The sequence below is a fragment of the Chryseobacterium antibioticum genome (assembly GCF_012927325.1).
Classification (GTDB): Bacteria; Bacteroidota; Bacteroidia; order Flavobacteriales; family Weeksellaceae; genus Chryseobacterium; species Chryseobacterium antibioticum.
Map to the genome: position 1 here is coordinate 14,309 of NZ_JABBGI010000024.1, position 20,239 is coordinate 34,547.

A 20,239-nucleotide genomic window follows, 5' to 3' on the forward strand; every position below is an offset into this window, starting at 1 on the left:
AAAAATTCCGTGATTTTACGGAGCTTTTACGTTTTAAATCCACTTTATTTCTCAGTAAATTGACTTATCTTTGATCCGAAAAACCAATACTAACCACAATTTTATAAAAAGATTATTAGGAGTGGTCCACAGCTGTTTCCGGACCTACTTAGCCTACACCATATAACTATTCAATATCTTCAACCGTACTCTACATTTCAATTAGTAAACCATTTAAACTTTAATAAAGACATGAAAAAATTATTTACATCAGCAGTTCTTGCCCTGATCCTCAGCATCAGTGTCGGTGCACAGGAAAAAGTCTATTTTGATGAAAACTGGGAGAAAACTACTCAGGACAAAATGGAGTTCTATCGTGAAACTGAGAATAAAGGTAAGCTTACTTTGATTAAAGATTTTTATAAAAACGGAAAGCTACAGATGGAAGGTCTTGCTTCGAATGCTACGCCTGGTAGTGAGATTTACGAAGGAAAAGTAACCTGGTACAGCCCTGAAGGCAAAATTTTAAGCACAGGAACATTTTCAAATGGAAAACAGATAGGACCCGCCCAGACTTTTGATGAGAAAGGAAGGCCTTTGGAGGACCTTATTTACAAAGCAGACGGAACTTTTAAGGGAAAAATGTACACCTATAAGGATCCGGAGCTTTCTTCTTTCTACAACAGCATTACAATCTATGAGAATTCTGATACTTTCAAAACCATAGCCTATGATGAAGATATTAAAGGAATCCGCTATGAGATCACCACCGACAGCAAAGGAAAGTATGAAACGAAATATTACGGCGATAAAGGAAAACATATTGGCACCAGCAATACAGACAGTTCCGAGGATAATCTGGTGGTAGAATATTATTATAATCCGATGAGGGTATCCAAAATCGAGAAACAGAAGAGTGACGGGACGATAAAGGAGAGCGTGATTTATTCAAAAACCGGGAAAATTCTCCAGGAAGATAAGAAAAGCAAAAAAGACGGCTATAAAACGACCTACGATGAAACAGGTAAGAAAATAGGAAATCTGACCTATGTTTATGATAAGGAATCTAATTATTACAAGCCTCAGGACGGTGAAGATTATCAGTTCAACTATGACTTTTCGGGCTTCACGGCGATTGATGTTTATAAAAACGGTTCTGTAATTCTGAATAAATATTTTGATGACAACGGAAAATTATCTTCTGAAAAAGTTTTAAAAGATGACGTCGTACAGGAAATCAAGTATTATCATCCGGATGGAAGACTAAAGGGAACTTTAACTTATAAAGATGATATGCCTTACAGCGGAACTTTGTATGAAGAGCTTAATGAGCAGCAATATAAAGACGGTATTTTAGTACTTTCAAAATCTTTCAGAGAAGACGAAAAGATAAAATCCGAGAAAAAAATGAATACCAAGCAAACAGGATATGATTCTACTGTTTATGATGAAAAAGGAGCCGTTGTCTATACCTACAGTCAGCCTTTGGAAGAAGCGGAAGGTTTCACAGCGCAGATCGTACAGTATGCGAAAGGCAAACCAGGCAATAAGGCTGTGGTAAAAGACGGAGTTCTTCAGAGCGGAAAAATTAAATATAAAACGGAATCCGGATTAAAGGAAATGGAACGCAGTGGAAAATGGATCCTGTTAAAAGTTTATAATGCCGAAGGAAAACTTATTCAGGACTCAAAAATTCTTGCAGAGGCTGAACCACAGGATGTTTATAACGTTTTGAGTACAACGATACAGGAGGAAGATCTTCTGTATGAGTTTTAAAATATTTTTAAGTTTTAATAAAAAAATCGGCTGTTTGTAATGGCCGATTTTCGTTTTTTTCCTCCAAAAATTTAAAGTTCTCTATCTGTGAGCTTTTTTTGACGCAAAGAATGATTAATTATGCTGGAGATTTAAGAGAAACAAACAGGGAGCAACGAATTGATGCGATGAAGGATTTGTTTTGGACTTCACCAGATTTGTTCTTTTTATGATCTTCTTTTATGATTATATGATTAAATAGAATTGGCTGTCTTTTCAAGACAGCCAATTCTTTTATTGTTTTATACTACTCTATTTTTTACTGTATCACCAGTTTTAAAGTAAATAGTTTTCTTGTGTGAACTTTTACAAAGTATACTCCTTTCGGAAGATTTTCATTCACAAGGGAAAAACGTTGATTGTTGATGTTTTTTGATTCATACAACAGCTGTCCTGATGCAGATACCAGCTCGATTTTCTCAATCGGGTAATCACTCTTGATGAAGGTAGGCTCGCCCGGTTTTGTAGGATTCGGGTATAACACTACATTTTTCTCTGTACTCTTTGTCTCTTCGGTTCCCAGCGTTCCGGATGTCACCTGAAACTGCTTCCTGTTTGAAACTTCTGTGTATGAGTCGTTCGTAAACATCACCATATAATAATTCCCTGGCGTTGTAGGAAGCGCGGTTCCCTGGATCGTTTTGGTTCCCTGAGTAACCCCATCGAAATAAGTATAAGAAACAAAGTTATCATCTGGAGTCTGGATATTCTGGGGATAAATTCCCAGCCAGTCTTTGATAATCCCTGGAGAATCCGTCCATGAAGCTGTAATATTTTCACCTAATGTATAGACCGGCTTGTTGATCCATAGTTCTGTTACAATATCCCCTACTTTAAAGAATACCGGATCTCCGATTCCCGTATATCCATCTTCAAGAAGATACTGGGCATAATAATATCCTTTCGGAAGGCCTGTAAAATTCAAGGTTCCTGAAGGAGTCGACACATAGCTCCATTTGATAGAAGTATTCGTTCCCGGTGTCTGTCCCATTTTATAAATTCCAATCCAGTCTTTCACCAAATTCGGTCCGTTGCTGTAATTGATTACAACAGTTCCGCCTACAGGATAGGCATCCGCAGTAGCCTGCAGTTGTACTTTCGGGCCTACATAGAAGTTTTTTCTTCCAGTAATTTCAGTGTACCCTCCATTGGCGAAGAACCCTGCAAAATACTGTCCTTTATTAGCAAGACCATTCGTGAAAACAGCTGTTCCTGCCGTTTGCCCGTTCGTATAAAGGAAACTTTGAGAAGTGGTTGTAGCAGGCGTTTGTCCTTTTTTATAGATTCCTACCCAATCCTGCTGATTTCCAGGACCTCCTGTGTAAGTCGCGGTGATAGGTTCAGCTTGCGTATATTCGGTTTTATCTAATGTAAATGTAGGATTGGAAACCACACTTCCGGTCACCTCAAACTGTTTTACATCACTCCAGTCGCTCCATTCCAGGTTTCTGTCTCTGTAACGTACCTTTACATAATAGGTTCCGTTTGAAATAGAGTTTGCTGGAATCGTCGCTTTTGTAATATCAAGTCCCGCGTTTAAGTTTTTCGTTTTATCCGGTGTTCCGTTTCCTTCTTTTCCGAACCAGTTTTCATAGTCGCGGTAGAACTCTTTTTCAATGACAGAAAAATTGGCTGCTTTACTTATCTGAAACTGAGTGGTATTCAGGAGCTCTCCGTTTGATGAGGCAAAAGCACTTCCGTTCAAGGTCAGAGGTAAGGTTACCGATGTAGAAAAAGTATTGGTAACAGTCGGTTTTGAAGGCTTTGGTTGATTTTTATACCTGTGGAAAGTATCTACCAATTCATTGTATTTTCTATTATACACTCCTCCTATTGAATAGGATTCTATATCTACTTTTCCGGTCTGTACATCTACTTCCACAATCTGGTAAGTCCAGTCTGTAAGGGTTTTCTGTACATCATCAAAATCCTGCTCATTAGACATTCCCCAATACTGATCCCATGCCGTTCCTCCGGAAATGATCTGGTAATTTGGGGTATCTTTTAACTGCCCTCTGTGGTACAGGTGATGGTGAGCTCCAACATGCATTAAATATTTATTGGAAGTCGTCAGCAACGGTACTGCATTGTTTCTTACCCATGTAGAAATATCTCCTACATATTGTTCTGCCTGATACGGTCTGTGACTTAAAGAAATGATCCAGTCTACTGTAGGATCACCATTTGCTTCATTCAGGATCTGAGAAAGCCAGGTCTGTTGTGCAGTACCTGTATGTTCAGAGCTTAAGCTTACAAACAGAACGTTTCCTGCCTGCTGTGCATAATAGTTTTCATTTCCGGATGCAATATTTTTATATTTAATTTCATCAATATAGAAATGAGCATAATAAGAATTCATTCCAAGAGTTCCGTAAGTCTCATGGTTTCCCACCGTCGTCTGGATTGGAAGATAAGGTGACAGTTTAATGTTCTTTTTAAAATGAACATTCTCATAATGATCTAGTGTACCAACGTCTACCTGATCCCCCACCATAAAGGTAAGAGCAATATTATCCGAAGGGTCGGAATTGGCTCCAAACTTCTGCTTTAATTTTTTATAAGCATTTAAAGTAAGGGAATCGTATCTTGGTTCCGCTTTGATCTGGTTGTCGCCCATGATCAGGAATCGTATTTTCCCGTCTGTGGTAACAGGCTGCCCTGGCAGAGGAAGTGTTCTGAAATTATAAACCGAGGATTCGCTGGTTCCGGTCTTTATTTTATAATAGTATTTTGTGTTTGGCTGCAGTCCTGCAACCTTTGCGGTATGGTAATAATAGTTGTTGTTATACCCTGTATCGGAAAAAATGTTGGTTGTTCCGGTAACCGTCACGTTCAGACTGGTTGGAGAGGTTCCGTAGATTACGGTTGTTTCGTTGTCGAAAGCTGTTTTCCAGTTGACAATCATCGAATTTGGCGTCGGATTCTGCAGGTAGGGAAACAGAGCTTGCCCGAATGCCATCTGGACGGCAAAACAGAAAAAGAAGAAATAATGTTTCATAATAGTTTACTTTTGTATAGATTTATTTCGATTTGTAAATCAGGTCCTTAAAAAAACAATGACCTGATTTTTTAATTTCGGGCAAAAGTAGACTTCCTATATAAACTGTACCTGTTGGGAGTTTAAAAGAACTGTTAATTTTCAGGCAGATTCGGGGTGAAAAAATTATAGTTTTTAGTACATTAATTATTTGGTGGAATCAAAAACTATTTTGTATCTTTGCGACCTGTTATTCAACCTCTGACGAAGAACGTGTAAGTTGCTTAGCTTTAACATTTTATTTTATTAAAAATGGATTTATTAAAGTACGTACAAGATCAGTACATTACTAAAAAAGATTTCCCTGAATTCAAAGCAGGAGACACAATTACTGTGTATTACGAAATTAAAGAAGGACAAAAAACCAGAACTCAGTTCTTCAAAGGTACCGTTATTCAATTGAGAGGTACTGGAGCTACAAAAACATTCACAATCAGAAAAATGAGTGGTGATGTAGGTGTAGAAAGAGTATTCCCTATCAACATGCCTGCCCTTCAAAAAATTGAAGTTGACAGAAAAGGTAGAGTTAGAAGATCTAGAATTTATTATTTCAGAGACCTTAGAGGTAAAAAAGCTAGAATCAAAGACGCTGCTTACAAGAAAAAGTAATTCAGACAACAATACATACAAAAAGAGGCTATCTAATTCAGATAGTCTCTTTTTATTTTGATAAACAGTGGTGGCTTCGAGAGCCTTAAACCCTGTTTCCTATATTATTCAAAAAATTATTGTTAATCTCGTTCTTTTGTCTTGAAACAAAATGAACCAAAAGTTCAAGACTGGAATCTTTCACTAAAAATTAAAACTTACTCTTAAAATTCCCAAAACTCGCGCGGGTTTAAAATTGTTGTTTCAGTTCAATATTTCGTCCGCACTCAGACAGTGGGAATTTTTTAACGGATTAAGTTATAATTTTTTTAACGCTACAGCTTCCTATGTCAACTATAGACTACCTAATATTCAGTGAAGTACAACCGATTCAATATCAGTCGCGACCTTAGCCTTATAATTTATCTCAACATTACTTAATAAAATCATACAAAGTATTCCAAAATTTATCATAAACTTCTATGTGAGGAAGATGCCCTACATTTTCAAATTCAACTAATTTTGATCCAGCAATTTCATGTTGTGTCTTTTTACCCAGTTCCTGATACTGTCCCATTTTAGGCTGTAGCTCTTTAGGCGCTCTGTCCTTTCCTATTGCCGTTCTGTCTCTTGTTCCAATGATAAGCAGTGTAGGTACTTTTATATTTTTAAATTCATAACAGACAGGTTGGTTATAGATCATATCTGAGGTCAGGGCAGCATCCCAGGCTACCTGCGGATAATCTTTATGAAGCGTCCATCCGGCGATAAGGTCCAGCCAAGGTTGATATTCTTCTTTCCACTTATTATCGTAATAGAATTTCAGCTGATAGTTTTTGTAGGTTTCAGCCGTATTTTTCAGTTCCGACTGATATGCCTGATCTACGGTCTGATACGCTGCAAAAGTTTTATAATCTTCCAGTCCAATAGGATTTTCAAGAATCAGTTTCTGTACTTTTTCAGGATAAAGGAGTGTAAACCTGGTTGCTACCATTCCTCCCATGGAATGCCCCAATACGATTGTTTTATCAATCTGAAGCTTGTCCAATATAGCTTTTGTATTTTCAGCCAGCTGCGAAAAAGAGAACTGATAACTTTGAGGTTTTGAAGATTTTCCAAATCCTATCTGATCCGGAATAATCACTCTGAACCCCTTCTCTGAAAGGTCTTTCGCAGTCTTCTCCCAATAGGCTCCATTAAAATTTTTTCCATGGAGAAGCATGATGGTTTTTCCATTCGGCTTTTGGGGTTGTACATCCATATAAGCCATCTTCAGATCATTATTTTGAGACTTAAGATCTATATAATGGACTGCGTACGGATATTGATATTCGGACAGCATTGCATCCAGTGGCTTTACCTGTGAAAACAGTAACGTTGCTGCAGCTGATATCATGATCACTACCATTGTTTTTCTGAAATATTTCATGAAGATCTTTATTTTAAATATTAAAATTAAAAAAAACCGATCCAAAAGGAACGGTCTTTAATACTATTTATGATTATTTTTTTTAAGCTACTTCTACTACTTTCAGTTCTTTTTTTGCCGGAAGATTCATCAGAACAATGGCAAAAAGAATAAGAATGATTCCTCCCCACTGTACCAGCAAGACTTTTTCACCTAATAAAACGAAAGCCATCGTTACTGAAACCGGAAGTTCCAATGATGAAACAATACTTCCCAGCCCAAGTCCTGCATTCGGGAAACCTACATTAAATAAGATCGGCGGAATAATCGTTCCAAATAAAGCCAAAACAAATCCGTACGTCCAGAATATTGAATAATTAAATGAGTGAATATGCTCTGTATTTTCCGTAAAATTAAGGTATACTGACTTTAAACCGTCAAAATACATAGGTCCGATCTGAGCAAAAAACAGGAATGCAAATACCACCACTGCCCCACCACAAAGCATGACCATACTTTTCCTGAATACCGGCAGACGTGTAGCCAGTGTATTGGATGTAAACATGGTCATTGTATAGGACGCTGCAGCCATTAAGCCCCAAAAAATACCGTGCCAGTCAAGCTCTATATCCATATTGATCAGATTAGTAGCCAATATAGTACCTACCAGTACAATGATCACGGAGACTACTTTTCTTGCATTGGGTAATTTTCTTGTTATAAAACTTTCTACCACAACACTAAACCAAACAGACTGCATCAACAGGACAATCGCTATGGAAACATTGATATACTGAACCGCAATATAATAGAACAGACTCGTACACCCTAAAGATGTTCCTGCAATCATCAACATTCTCACTTCTTTAGCACTTGGAGACGAAAGTTTTTGTTTTGATGTGATCGTCTGAATGAAATTCAGGATCAGAAGTCCCACAATTCCCAGCAAAAACTGAGAAGTAGTGACTTCAGAGGTAGTATAACCATCCTGATAAGCCATTTTTACAAATGTAGCCAGCATTCCGTATATACTAGCCCCAATTCCTACGAATAAAACCCCCTTGAGTATATTTTTCTTCTTCATAATTTTTTTACAGCTTGCAAAGTTACGACATAATAATGGAAATATCCAGAGAGGTCAATATGATAGATAAATAAAATCGCCGCAAGCAAGCTTGCAGCGATTCTCAAAAAATTGATTTATGTAGTAATTATTTCTTAACGATTACTTTAGATGAAGCCTCGAAACCAAGGCCTTTTACTTTCACCATATAAGTTCCGTTTACTAATTTATTTGTAGAAACAGCTTTCTTGGCATCCGGAGAAATTTTATCTTCTGAAGAAACCATCTTTCCTGACATATCATAGATTTCTAAGCTTACTTTTCCAATAGTGCTGCTTGGGAAGTTGATGTAAAACTCATCTTTAGCAGGGTTTGGATAGATAGAGATCTTATTTTTAGCAGCCTGTACCTCTTCTGTTGACAATGCAGCACATCCTTCAGGAAGGGTAAAGCTTTCAGTCTGATCGTTGATGTTCGTCATAGATCCCGCTGTAGCACCTACTCCTAATCCTCTTTTTGCAAAAACTCTCCAGATCATACATTTATCCACTCCAGCTGTTGTTGCCAATTCAGCCTGAAGAATAGCATCTCTTCCATTAATAAAATTGGGATTACATACCTGAAGTTTCAGTGCGTTTGTTACCAATTGAAGCACTCTTGCACTTCCGCTGGTAGCGTTAGCTGTTACATCAGATGCATAGCCGTATTTTTCAACGTACTTCCAGTTTAGATCCCATAACATGCTAGCCCAGATGAATCCGATAGAGTGTGAATCAGGTACGATATTTCCACTCTGGTTTGTATACTCCATACCATTTGTATCCCCATAAGTATAATCATTAATGCCGAAATCTGGAGAATACTTTGCGGGTCTGATACCTCCGCCTGTTGGAGTTTGTCCCGCAGCATAAGTAGCCATACCCCTAGCAACTGAAGCATTATCTCCAGGTCTATTGGTTAGCATGAGAGCGAAAAAGTCTGACCATCCCTCTCCCATCTGTTCTTTACTTGAACTTGAGCTTAAGCAGGTATATCCGTTTCCTGTTAATCTGTTAGAAATCCCATGTCCATACTCATGAGTGATGATACCATTGTCAAAACTTCCATCTGGCGTTACAGCAGAAGCTGGATCATTTTTCAGTGTCACATTGACTGTTGTATTTGCAGCAAGCTGAGTTTTGATATATTCACCTTCAGGATTTAAGATAATTACTGACGGAATTGTAATCGTAGCATCAGCTCCTGACATCTGTGTAGGGAAATTTGTAGCTCCTACATTATTATATATAATAGCACCAATAGCTCCTGCATCCTGTGCATTTTTCACTTTCAATGTGAATGGACAGTTTGTACCACCTCTTTCCATCAATCCAATTTTCCCGGTAAGAGATCCTGCAGGAAGTGCTGTACAACCATCAATTACCGAAGCAAGCTGCACATTACCAGTAACTCCTACAGCATCTAATGCAGGTCCAAACTGAGCAGTCCCAATGGCTGGATTGCGGCCAGTTGCTACACCTGGGGTATTATAATAGAATAATTGATTCACTGTAGACCATAAATACATCTGCATAGTTGGTCTAGTTCCATCCATGGGTGTTGCAAAATTTGCATTATTACTACCACCACCATCTTGTGCTTCAGCTTTTACATAATCATTTCCAGCACCTCCATTTGTAAAATTATTCTGTTGGAAATTTCTGGCTGATTCGGTAAATCCAAATTTATAAAATACATCATGAATCCTATTATTTACATAAAATAAATTGGTAATCGAAGCATTTTGATTGCTAAAAGAATCTGCATGAATATTAAAAGGAAAGTCAAAATTCCGAGAAGCACCCCCATCTGCCGATATACCACTATTTAAGCCACCCGCATCTTCATATGCATGCACATTATTCCCTCTTGTAGAAGTATAGTGAGTAGTTCCGTCAGAATGCCATCCTTCTGGTGAAGATGCCAACATCCAAGGATTTGAAACAAGAGATCTATTACCGAATGTAGGAGCTTCTATAGGAAATGGAAATACATTGTACGAAGCATTGTCAGGTACTAAAAAAGCAGCTGCTTGGTTTAATAAATTGATAGGTCCTATAAGTTGATTCTTAGCTACACTTTCATGATCGTGAGAATAAGCACCGTGTTCAAAATTACATGATAAATTTAAATCAAGCTTACTGATAATCTCTCCTGTAGAAGCATTGACCAAGATATTCCAGTAGCTTTCAGATTTTGGTTCTCTTAAAGAATACTCATAGGCAAGTTTTAAATCACCTCTGTCTTCAACATATACCAGCCTTTGTTTTGCTGCACTTCCTGTTACAGGCTCAGATTCAGAAAAACCAATAATAGGCAGATTTGATATCTCATCTTTTCTTAAATCTTTTGCAATAGCCTGAAGTGCTTCACTTTTAGTAACTGTTGTATTTTTAGGAGCAGATACAGAATAATCTTTTACAAAGTTATCTGTGTAGTACACTATTTTGTTATCCCTGACAAGGGCTGTTCCTACAGAGCTGTACACCGGCAAACCGTTATACATCTGCTGAAACTTTACAACATCTCCGTTCATTGACTTTGAAGAATCAACATTGTCAATAACGAAACTGGTAAGATCGTTTTTCTTATATTCTCTCGTTTTGTTTTGAGAAATATAATCTTTAACTAACTTCTCGTTATCTTGTGAAAATAAACTAGAAGGAAACACTGCGAATGCAGCAAATAAAAGAGGTAGAGTTATCTTTTTCATTTTTACTAATAAAGGCGCTAATGTACAAATAATTCACAATTAATAAACTTTTTTAAGAAATTATTTATAAAAATAAAATATTTACATAAAAGAACTCTCATTACTGGGATTTTTATCATTTCTACAATTAAGCTATAGCAGATCATTTCATTATAAAAACTGTCCTGAGGTCCATTAATTAACTGATTACATTTTCGAAATTAATAAGGATAAAGAAATTTCAAAATCGGGCATAAAAAAAGCCGCTCAAATGAGCGGCTTAATATGATCTAATGGTTCAAAGATTATTTACCTTCTTCCATTTTTCTTTTCAATTCTGCTAATGCATCGATATCTCCAAGAGTTGATCTTTCTTCATTGTTTGAAGAAGAAGATGTATTATTAGATCTGTTGTTAGAAGATTCTCTTACGTTTTTCTTCTCTTCGTCTCTAAAGATACCAGTATGAGATACTACTACTCTTTTGAATTCTTTGTTGAATTCGATTACTTTGAACTGAGCATCTTCACCTTTCTTGATTTTAGATCCATCTTCTTTCTCTAATAATCTTGATGGGCAGAAAGCTTCTACTTCAACGTCTTCGAACTGTACAGAAGCTCCTTTATCGTGAACTTCTACAGCTTTACCAGCGTGGATAGTACCTTCAGCATATTTAGTTTCGAATTTATCCCAAGGGTTTTCAGTTAACTGCTTGTGACCTAAAGATAATCTTCTAGCCTGAGTGTCTAATTCAAGAACGGTAACGTCTAATTTATCACCTACTGCACAGAATTCTGATGGATGCTTGATTTTCTTAGTCCAAGAAAGATCAGAGATGTAGATTAATCCGTCGATACCTTCTTCTAACTCTACGAATACACCAAAGTTAGTAAAGTTTCTTACAGTTCCTACATGCTTAGATCCTAATGGATACTTAGTTTCGATATTTTCCCATGGATCTTTAGACAATTGCTTGATACCAAGAGAGATTTTTCTGTCTTCTCTATCTAAAGTTAACACTTCAGCTTCAACTTCATCACCTACTTTCACGAAATCACCTGCAGATCTTAAGTGAGTAGACCAAGACATTTCAGAAACGTGGATCAATCCTTCTACACCTGGAGCAATTTCTACAAATGCACCATAGTCAGCAAGAACTACTACTTTTCCTTTTACTTTGTCACCAACTTTCATGTCAGCAGAAAGAGCATCCCAAGGATGAGCTTCTAATTGCTTCATACCTAACTGGATTCTAGTTTTCTCGTCATCGAAATCAAGGATAACAACTTTTACAGTCTGTCCGTCTTCAAGGATTTCAGATGGGTGGTTCACTCTAGACCAAGAAAGGTCTGTAATGTGGATCAATCCATCAACACCTCCTAAGTCAATGAATACACCATAAGAAGTAATATTCTTAACAGTACCTTCAAGAACCTGACCTTTTTCAAGCTGAGCGATGATTTCTTTTTTCTGACCTTCGATATCTGCTTCGATCAATGCTTTGTGAGATACTACTACGTTTTTGAACTCAGGGTTGATTTTCACAACTTTGAACTCCATAGTTTTACCTACGAACTGATCGTAATCTTTAATTGGCTTAACATCAATTTGAGAACCTGGTAAGAATGCTTCGATTCCGTGAACGTCAACGATCATACCACCTTTAGTTCTAGACTTAACAAAACCGTTAACGATTTCTCCAGTTTCGTGAAGTTCGTTTACTCTATCCCAAGCTTTAAGCGTTCTAGCTTTTCTGTGAGATAATTGTAATTGTCCTGTTTTGTCTTCTCTTCTGTCTACCATTACTTCCACATCGTCACCTACTTTTAGGCCTGGGTTGTAACGGAATTCGTTAAGAGAAATAACACCTTCTGATTTGAAGTCGATGTCTACGATAGCTTCTTTATCAGTTAATCTTACAACTTTACCAGTGATAACGTCGTTATCATTTAAACTGCTAAGAGATCCGTTGTAGATTTCTTCTAAATCGCTTTTTTCTTTTCTTGCGTCTGCATCAAGACCTGATTCGAAAGAATCCCAATCAAATTGTTCTGGTGCTACGTTTTGGTTTAATAAAACCTCTGCTGAATTTGTCTCTTTTGACATTTTCTAATAAAATTTGTATTCCTTCTTTTTTAATGGTCTGAATGAATGTGGATCTAAAAAATACGGAAGTAATTAATTTTTAATAATTTACCTTATCAAACCTCTCACACAAAAGTGGGTGCAAAGATATGAAATTTATTTTAACTAAATACAATAATTTTACTTTTCAAATGTACTTTCTAAAACCTTCTTAAACTCATTTTCATTACCGTAATTATAGAAAGGAACTGCTGTAATTTTGTAGGTATCTGTATAAATTTTAATAGATTTTTGCTCGTTTCCTATGATCTTCAAAAAATCTTCCTTCCATTTGTCATATCCTATTAAGTGAGCTCCTTTAGGTTCAATAAATACTTGAAAAGTCAGCTGCTTATTGGCTCGTTCACTACAAAACAGTAAAAAATCCGGTTCAAATGCCCGACCGTATTTATCAAAAATTTTAATTTCTCTTTCATTCCGTATGAGATGAATATTTTCAAACTTATGACTGAAACCTTCAAAACGTCTCGAAAATAATGAAACAAATGCCTTTTCTTCAATAGTTCCAAAATTATCGTTGAAAGAAAACCAATCTTCTTTGTCTAAATTAACTCTAAATTTATCGCTCGTTTCTGATTGACTTTTTGCTCTTTCGCTGTATTTGTTTACCCTGATTTCTTTATCTCTGAAAACCTGCCGAATAGGTTGCGGATAATATTCTGAACCTTCATAATCCGTAGAATTATTTTTAATTTCAACTTCTATACTTTGCAAAAGTCCGTTCAATGCCTGAAGATAATCAAAATGTGAAATTTCCTGAAGACGGTTATAACTTCCTATGAACGTAATTTCTAAATTTCCTAAATATTCTTTACCTTCAATAAAATCTGAAAGTGAACGAAGATTTGGAAAGTAATGTGAAAGGTTATTGAAATAATAAAATGGATTCCGACTTAAGGCGTATCTGATAACGTGTTTTGGAATATCTTTAAGTTCAACATCTTGAGGCTTTATTGTTTCATCAAAAAAAACGGGACTTTCTGATTCAAAAAACACACTGGAAACTCTTCCGGAACCTGAAGAAAGCTGATATCGATAATTGGTTTTTGTAACGCCCAAATCCACAAACGATTTTACTTTATCAAAATTTTTGGGCAATTTTTTATTGGAAAAAACATACCCTTTTTTATATAATTCAGAATTTTTAAATATTGACTTTAAAGTCAGTTTTTTGGTTTCGAGATTGACATCGTCTTCATAAATTCCTGTTTCTACCAAAGCTTTTTTTAGTTCTGAAATATAACGGCTGTCTTCTTTGGTATGATAATAAAGTTCTTCCAGTATTTTTAAATCATTTGAAATGTCATCATCATATTTACGGACAAATTTATCTTCGCCTTCTTCCAGTGCAAAAGGATAATATCTCGCTCCGCGACCAATCAATTGAGCTTCCGAAAGTGTTGTTTTACCAGGATTTCCATCTTTTCCGTCACGGTCTTCGTATAACCTTACAATATCAAACAAGTTAAGAACATCCCAACCTTCGTTCAATTTTTGAACGGCAAATACAGCACGAATCGGGTTATTTTCATCTTCTAAAGTATTGAGTAAAATCTGATTTTTCTCTGCCTCAGAATCATTATTCGCACTCAGACAATTTTCTTCCCGGAAATTGGTATGAATTCGTTTTGCAATCTCATTCAATGAAATATTCTTAGTTTCAAAAAACTGAAAAGCCTTCTGAACAATGGGAACCGTAGACGTTTTCTTTATCTTCTCGATCATCAATTCAGATAAATCATCAATCAGTTTGTGGAAATTTTCTTTATTTTGTTCCGATTCTTTAATCGTTTTCTTTGCTTTAAAAAGAATAACAGGTTTTAAATTAATATTGTTAATCGTTGCCAATTCCTGACGGTATAAGTTAAGAATCAAAGCCTGAATGATGCGTTCTTTTTCATCATACAAGGAGCGGACAAGATTGATTTCTTTAGAAAATTTATCTGTTCTGAACTGCGAAAGATCATATTTATAAATTACTTTATCTTTATACTTATTGATAATTTCCCGACTTTCATAATCCAGAGTTGCCGTAAACTCCAAAAGGATATTGTCAAAATTCTGATGAAGGATTTTTAAAACGGTTTCCTCCCAACTTCCAAAAAGATTTCCAGCTTTTGTCCCACTGCTTAAGTGATGTGCCTCATCGGCAATCATTACTATTTTTTTATCTGCAAAATCTTCGTAAGTAACGCTATTTTCTTTGGTATTATTCAAATCGATATGCAGCTGTTGGATGGTTGTAAATTTGATATTGATATTCTCATGATCGGCTTCATCAAAATTATCAATCTGTTTCAGAAAGACTTCTTTTCCGTTGATGACCACTTTATCATTAAACAGATATTTAGACGTTTGCGGATTGAGAAAATTATCTTTCGTTTTCTGAATGATATTGTTGCTGTTCACAAAAAACAGAAAATTTCGGTATCCTTTTTCATACAACTGAAGCATCAAGCCTGCCATCACCAGAGTTTTTCCGCTTCCTGTTGCCATATTGTAAAGTAAATGGAGTGGTTTATTGGGTTTTCCAACAAAATTTTCTGAATGACAGAGAATAAAACGCTGAAATGCTTCCTGCTGATAAGGTCTTTGGCTAAATTTCAAATTATCTGAAATTTGTGTTGGAATTGTAACCTGAGATATGGCTCTTTTTCCGAATTCCTGTAAAAGTGTATCGTATAGAAATGCCATTTGTTATTTTTTTATTTGGTAAAAATCTTTTGTTACTTTATTTTCTTCCGGTGTACACTCAAAATTCCCGTCGTTAAGTGAAGAGAGATTGACATACAGTTGATTTTTGTTGAGCAGCTCGCAAAGATGTTGTTTTTGTTCCTTTAGATTTAATGCTTTAAAATCTTCGAGATATTGCTCTTGCTTTTTGATATCAATATTGTAATTAAGGAAGGATTTCGTTTTCATTTCTTCCCAGATTTGCAGAAGACTTTCAAAATTTTCTGCTTCTTCGATTTTCTCGATAAATATTTGGTTGTATTTTTTGAGTTCAAGGTAAATGAATGAACCGCCGCCTTGCCAGTTGACAGATTTGGAAATGCCACCTTGTTCACCTCTAATAACATTGTTTATCCTTATTGTACAATCATTATCACCATAATCAATTTGTTCAAGTCCAATATATTGCCTTTCCATTTTGTGGGCAACAGCTGCAGTTGTACCACTTCCTAAATGATAGTCCAACACTATATCATTTTTTGTTGTGCACAAATTAATTATTCGTTCTATTAACTTTTCTGGTTTTTTTCCATTTGGTAAATCAACTCCACCTTCTTTATTTAAATTAATCGTACTAATATCTAACCATAAATCACATAAATATTCGCTTATATAATCTTCTAAAAATAGCATTTGTTTACCCTCCCACCATATATATTCTATTCCTCTTGCAGAAGTAATTTTCGCAAGTTTTTTCTTTATATTTAATTTTTCAAAAGAACTATTATTCGTTCTATAAACTATTTTATTAGCATTACTTATTTTAAATTCCTTGTAATTATCATACGGTTTTTCCAAATTATTAATCTCAAAATACTTGTCAATAGACATAATTTCCCACTCCTCCACAGGTTTTGATTTATCAATAATAATCTTAGAATAATAATTTAAATATTTTTCAAGTTTTGAATTTTCTTCTTCATCTGATTTTTCAATTTTTATTGGGTTAATTTTGCTATTTCTACTTTTTGAATAAACTAAAATATGCTCAAAAACATTAGCAAGTCGTTTATCTACATGAGCCATTTTAACACCAGAACTTTCACTCATTTTAACTGAAATGCTATTTACTAAATTATTAGACCCAAATATTGAATCAGCCAAAATTTTCAAATGAGCATATCCGTCAGTTTTAATTTGAATAAATATAAATCCCTCATCTTTTAATAAACTTTTTGAGACTTCCAATCTATTTTTCATAAATGTTAGCCAAGTTGAAAGTTTAAAATTTGAATTATATTTAAAGCTATCTGTATCAACTGTATTATTAAAATAATAAGGCGGATCAATGTAAATAAGCTTTACTTTTCCCGCAAATTCTTTCTTTAGAGAATGCAATGCGAGAAGATTATTTCCTTTGATAATAAGGTTATCCGTAATCGTTCCGTTTTCATTTCTATTAAATTGGTCAAAACTCTTTTCACCATCTTTATCAAATAGCTTGGCATTGGTAAAAACTTTTGGATCAAGTAATTCGGTAATCTCGTCCTGCGCTAAAGTTTCATTAAAGAAAATTTCTTCTCTTTTATCCTCTTCACGGCTTTGCCCACCTTCCAAAACACAATCCTTAAATGGCCAAACCAAAGCTACTTCGTTGCGTTGTTTCATATATTTGCCATCAATCGATAAACCAATTTTATTCTTAAACTGAGTGTAGCTGTCGTTGAGATAATTTTTCTGTTCAAGAAATTGGATGAAAAGATTTTGGTTAAATATCAAAACATCTTTTACCTTAATGAAAAATTTTTCTTTCAAATCTGAATCGTCTAATAACAATCCAATCAGTTCTTCATCAAAATTTTGTGCTTTATTGAGTACCACCCATTTTTTAACTTCTCCATTATCGGAAACATAATTGGATTCTTTTTTAATTTGATTTTCAAGTGTTTGATATAGTTTCATGGCATAATATTTTAAAAAAATTTATGCCTCAAAAGTATTATCAATCAATAATGAAAAATTACGGAAAACCGTAGTTTAAATAAATATTGAATGAAATTTTAAGCAAAAACAAAATCACTTACCTTTGCAAAATGGAATTAGAATCAATTTATCAAAAACTGCAGATTCAGGATCTGAATCAGATGCAGAAATCTACATATAAAACTACTGAAAACAATACCGACGTTGTTTTACTATCTCCTACAGGTTCAGGAAAAACACTCGCTTTTTTATTTCCGGTTCTTAGAAATCTGAAAAAAGATGTTTCAGGAATTCAGGCACTCATTTTAGTTCCTGCAAGAGAATTGGCATTACAAATTGAGCAGGTTTTCAAATCTATGGGAACAGATTTTAAGGTTTCTGTATGCTACGGTGGTCACGATAAAAAAATTGAGGTCAATAATTTAATTGAAGCTCCGGCCGTTTTAATAGGAACTCCGGGAAGAGTAGCTTACCATTTAAGAAATGACAATTTTGATCCCAAAACGATCAAGACTTTAGTTTTGGATGAATTTGATAAAGCACTGGAATTAGGTTTTCATGAAGATATGGAATTTATTACCGGTTCTTTAAGAGGTCTTTCCCAAAGAATTCTGACGTCAGCGACAGCAATGGATGAAATTCCAAAGTTCACAGGATTGAAAAATGAGAAGATCATTGATTTCTTAAAGTTAGGGGATGCAAAACCAGATATTCAATTGCGAAAAGTAATGACGATTTCTGAAGAAAAGCTGGATACTTTATTTAATTTAATCTGTAAAATCGGTAATAAAAGAACATTGATTTTCTGTAATCACCGTGAGGCTGTAGACCGTATTTCTGACCTTCTGGCTGACAAAGGAATTGACAGGGAAACTTTCCATGGTGGTATGGAGCAGGATGAAAGAGAACGTGCCCTTCTGAAATTCAGAAATGATTCTGCAAGGATATTAATTACCACAGATCTTGCATCACGTGGTCTTGATGTTCCGGAAGTGGAATCTATTGTTCATTACCAGCTTCCCTCAAAAGAAGATGCCTTTATCCACAGAAACGGACGTACGGCAAGAATGAATGCCAAAGGTTTCGCTTACCTGATCATGACTGAGGAGGAAAATTTCCTATTCATTAAAAGCAATACACCGGAAGAAAGTGTTGCCGATTTTAATACAGTTCCCGAGAAAACACCTTTCCAAACGATCTATATCAGCGCAGGGAAAAAGGATAAGGTCAATAAAGTGGATATTGTGGGGTATCTTATTAAAAAAGGAGAACTACAGAAAGAAGATATCGGCATTATTGAAGTGAAAGACACTACTTCTTACGTTGCGGTTTCCAGAAATAAAGTGAGTTTTGTTTTGAAGAAATTAAGCACTGAAAAACTGAAGGGTAAGAAAGTGAAAATGGAAGTAGCCTATTAATTATAAGTAAACAATCGAAAACTACATAAAGTGAAAAATTATCCATTTATTGTATAAAAAATTAATTTTAATACTCTTTTAAGTAATAGTAAAATATTCCTATTTTCTACAAAAAAATCCTTACTAATTAGCAAGGATTTTTTTGTAAGTCTAATACTCTTCACAAAAATTACATCAAATTTCGTGTATCATCATTCTTGATAATCAAAATTTTCTGTAAATTCATTACTTTTTAATTATTAACAATTTTTTGTGAGGGTGTTATTAGGACCAACGCAAGAAATTGTTGGAGTACTACCGAACCAACCTGAATTAGATTCACATTTGCCTACACAATTTGTAATACTAACCTGCGAATGTGTACAATAAACATTACATGTTCTAGTATCATCCCCACCAAATACAGTTTTTAATTCTTCTCGTGAAAGCGTAGTTGCATGTTCAAGCATTTCTTGTGAAAATTTTAATTTTTTCATAATAGTTTATTTTGTTTGTTTAGTTTGACACAAAATTATAAATTATTTTTCCAGCTCTAATTTTAATTTTAATTAACAATAAACAATTCATTATGTAAGGCCTTTACGATCTTACTATTCTCTTTATTTGTTTTTAATGCAATTCTCAAAAAGTTTCATTTAGTCCAATTTTATCATTCAATAGCCTTGTGTATATTCCATACTTGTAAATTAGTCGAACAAAAAGATTTTCAGCACTTATACTAGTTTCTATTAAAAAAAGTTAGCTGAAGAGTCGTAGATTTTTACTGGCAGAGTTTTCATTTGCTCAAGAAATATATTTCGTTCCTGTAAATATTGCATTCTACACATATTATATTCTTCAATAAATTTTTCATCATTAAGGAGAGAACAGAAAACAGAAGCAAGTCCATTAATATTCCATAGGAAACCTTTTGTCAATAATTCGTTTTTCATTTTATATGGCAGAAATGAATATCCTACCCTTAAGCCCGATAATCCAAAATCTTTTTATAATGATCTGATTATTATAATATTTTCGTGAAAACTGGCATAATATTCTAAAGAAGTCTCTTCTTCAATAAAATCAAAAAAGCTTTCATCTATTATGGGTCACTGGTTGGATCTAAGACTCCTATGAATTGTTTTTTAATTCATTGATTGAAAGGGGTTTTCCCGAAGGATTGGATGGGTTTATTAAAATTATGTAGTCTGGGTTGCATTCACCAATAAATTCTAAAAAAGAATTAACTTTTATTCGAAATTCATCTGCTTTTGATACTGAATAATAAAACATTTCATTATCCACTTCTAAAACCTCATAATATATTGAAAATAAAGGTGTTGTTGTGATTATTTTTTTTATTTTTAATAGAGTTTAAAATGTTATAAATAATTTCTATAACCCCATTACCAACCAAAATT

At 34.8% G+C, this 20,239-nt stretch carries 11 protein-coding genes and 1 pseudogene; 3 read left to right on the forward strand and 9 right to left on the reverse strand.

Going from position 1 to position 20,239, the window contains the following annotated elements:
* Nucleotides 1–231: 231 nt before the first annotated feature.
* Nucleotides 232–1,755 carry a toxin-antitoxin system YwqK family antitoxin gene (locus HHL23_RS16920; RefSeq protein ID WP_169235970.1) on the forward strand — a complete coding sequence of 508 codons (1,524 nt, stop codon included), beginning with the start codon at nucleotides 232–234 and terminating at the stop codon, nucleotides 1,753–1,755.
* Nucleotides 1,756–2,053: 298 nt separating this feature from the next.
* Here HHL23_RS16920 and HHL23_RS16925 read toward each other — a convergent pair whose 3' ends face one another.
* Nucleotides 2,054–4,792: a fibronectin type III domain-containing protein gene (locus HHL23_RS16925; protein ID WP_169235971.1), complete on the reverse strand. Its 2,739-nt coding sequence runs from the start codon at nucleotides 4,790–4,792 to the stop codon at nucleotides 2,054–2,056.
* A gap of 291 nt (nucleotides 4,793–5,083) precedes the next feature.
* Between HHL23_RS16925 and rplS the strand changes: the two genes are divergently transcribed.
* A complete protein-coding gene (gene rplS, locus HHL23_RS16930; protein ID WP_076505873.1) occupies nucleotides 5,084–5,440 on the forward strand; it encodes a 50S ribosomal protein L19 in 357 nt (118 codons plus the stop codon).
* Between the two features lie 412 nt (nucleotides 5,441–5,852).
* Here the strand turns inward: rplS and HHL23_RS16935 are convergent, their stop codons facing one another.
* From HHL23_RS16935 to HHL23_RS16960, 6 genes are all read right to left on the reverse strand, one after another.
* The gene (locus tag HHL23_RS16935) at nucleotides 5,853–6,848 is read right to left on the reverse strand and encodes an alpha/beta fold hydrolase (RefSeq protein WP_169235972.1); all 996 of its coding nucleotides are present in this window, start codon (nucleotides 6,846–6,848) and stop codon (nucleotides 5,853–5,855) included.
* A gap of 82 nt (nucleotides 6,849–6,930) precedes the next feature.
* On the reverse strand, nucleotides 6,931–7,911 hold the full coding sequence (locus HHL23_RS16940) for an EamA family transporter (protein ID WP_169235973.1): 981 nt from the start codon (nucleotides 7,909–7,911) through the stop codon (nucleotides 6,931–6,933).
* A gap of 127 nt (nucleotides 7,912–8,038) precedes the next feature.
* Nucleotides 8,039–10,642 carry a T9SS-dependent M36 family metallopeptidase gene (locus HHL23_RS16945; RefSeq protein ID WP_169235974.1) on the reverse strand — a complete coding sequence of 868 codons (2,604 nt, stop codon included), beginning with the start codon at nucleotides 10,640–10,642 and terminating at the stop codon, nucleotides 8,039–8,041.
* 284 nt (nucleotides 10,643–10,926) lie between these two features.
* The gene (gene rpsA / locus HHL23_RS16950) at nucleotides 10,927–12,726 is read right to left on the reverse strand and encodes a 30S ribosomal protein S1 (protein WP_169235975.1); all 1,800 of its coding nucleotides are present in this window, start codon (nucleotides 12,724–12,726) and stop codon (nucleotides 10,927–10,929) included.
* A 159-nt stretch (nucleotides 12,727–12,885) separates the two neighbouring features.
* Complete coding sequence (locus HHL23_RS16955) at nucleotides 12,886–15,459, reverse strand: DEAD/DEAH box helicase family protein (RefSeq protein WP_169235976.1); 2,574 nt, start codon at nucleotides 15,457–15,459, stop codon at nucleotides 12,886–12,888.
* A gap of 3 nt (nucleotides 15,460–15,462) precedes the next feature.
* Nucleotides 15,463–17,400: a DNA methyltransferase gene (locus HHL23_RS16960; protein ID WP_169235977.1), complete on the reverse strand. Its 1,938-nt coding sequence runs from the start codon at nucleotides 17,398–17,400 to the stop codon at nucleotides 15,463–15,465.
* Nucleotides 17,401–17,531: 131 nt separating this feature from the next.
* Here HHL23_RS16960 and HHL23_RS16965 point away from each other — a divergent pair, with 131 nt between their 5' ends.
* Complete coding sequence (locus HHL23_RS16965) at nucleotides 17,532–18,839, forward strand: DEAD/DEAH box helicase (RefSeq protein WP_169235978.1); 1,308 nt, start codon at nucleotides 17,532–17,534, stop codon at nucleotides 18,837–18,839.
* 239 nt (nucleotides 18,840–19,078) lie between these two features.
* Here the strand turns inward: HHL23_RS16965 and HHL23_RS16970 are convergent, their stop codons facing one another.
* Together HHL23_RS16970 and HHL23_RS16975 are read right to left on the reverse strand one after the other, a co-directional pair.
* Nucleotides 19,079–19,315 carry a hypothetical protein gene (locus HHL23_RS16970; RefSeq protein ID WP_169235979.1) on the reverse strand — a complete coding sequence of 79 codons (237 nt, stop codon included), beginning with the start codon at nucleotides 19,313–19,315 and terminating at the stop codon, nucleotides 19,079–19,081.
* 252 nt (nucleotides 19,316–19,567) lie between these two features.
* Nucleotides 19,568–19,813: pseudogene (locus HHL23_RS16975) on the reverse strand (hypothetical protein); the annotation flags it as partial.
* Nucleotides 19,814–20,239: the final 426 nt, after the last annotated feature.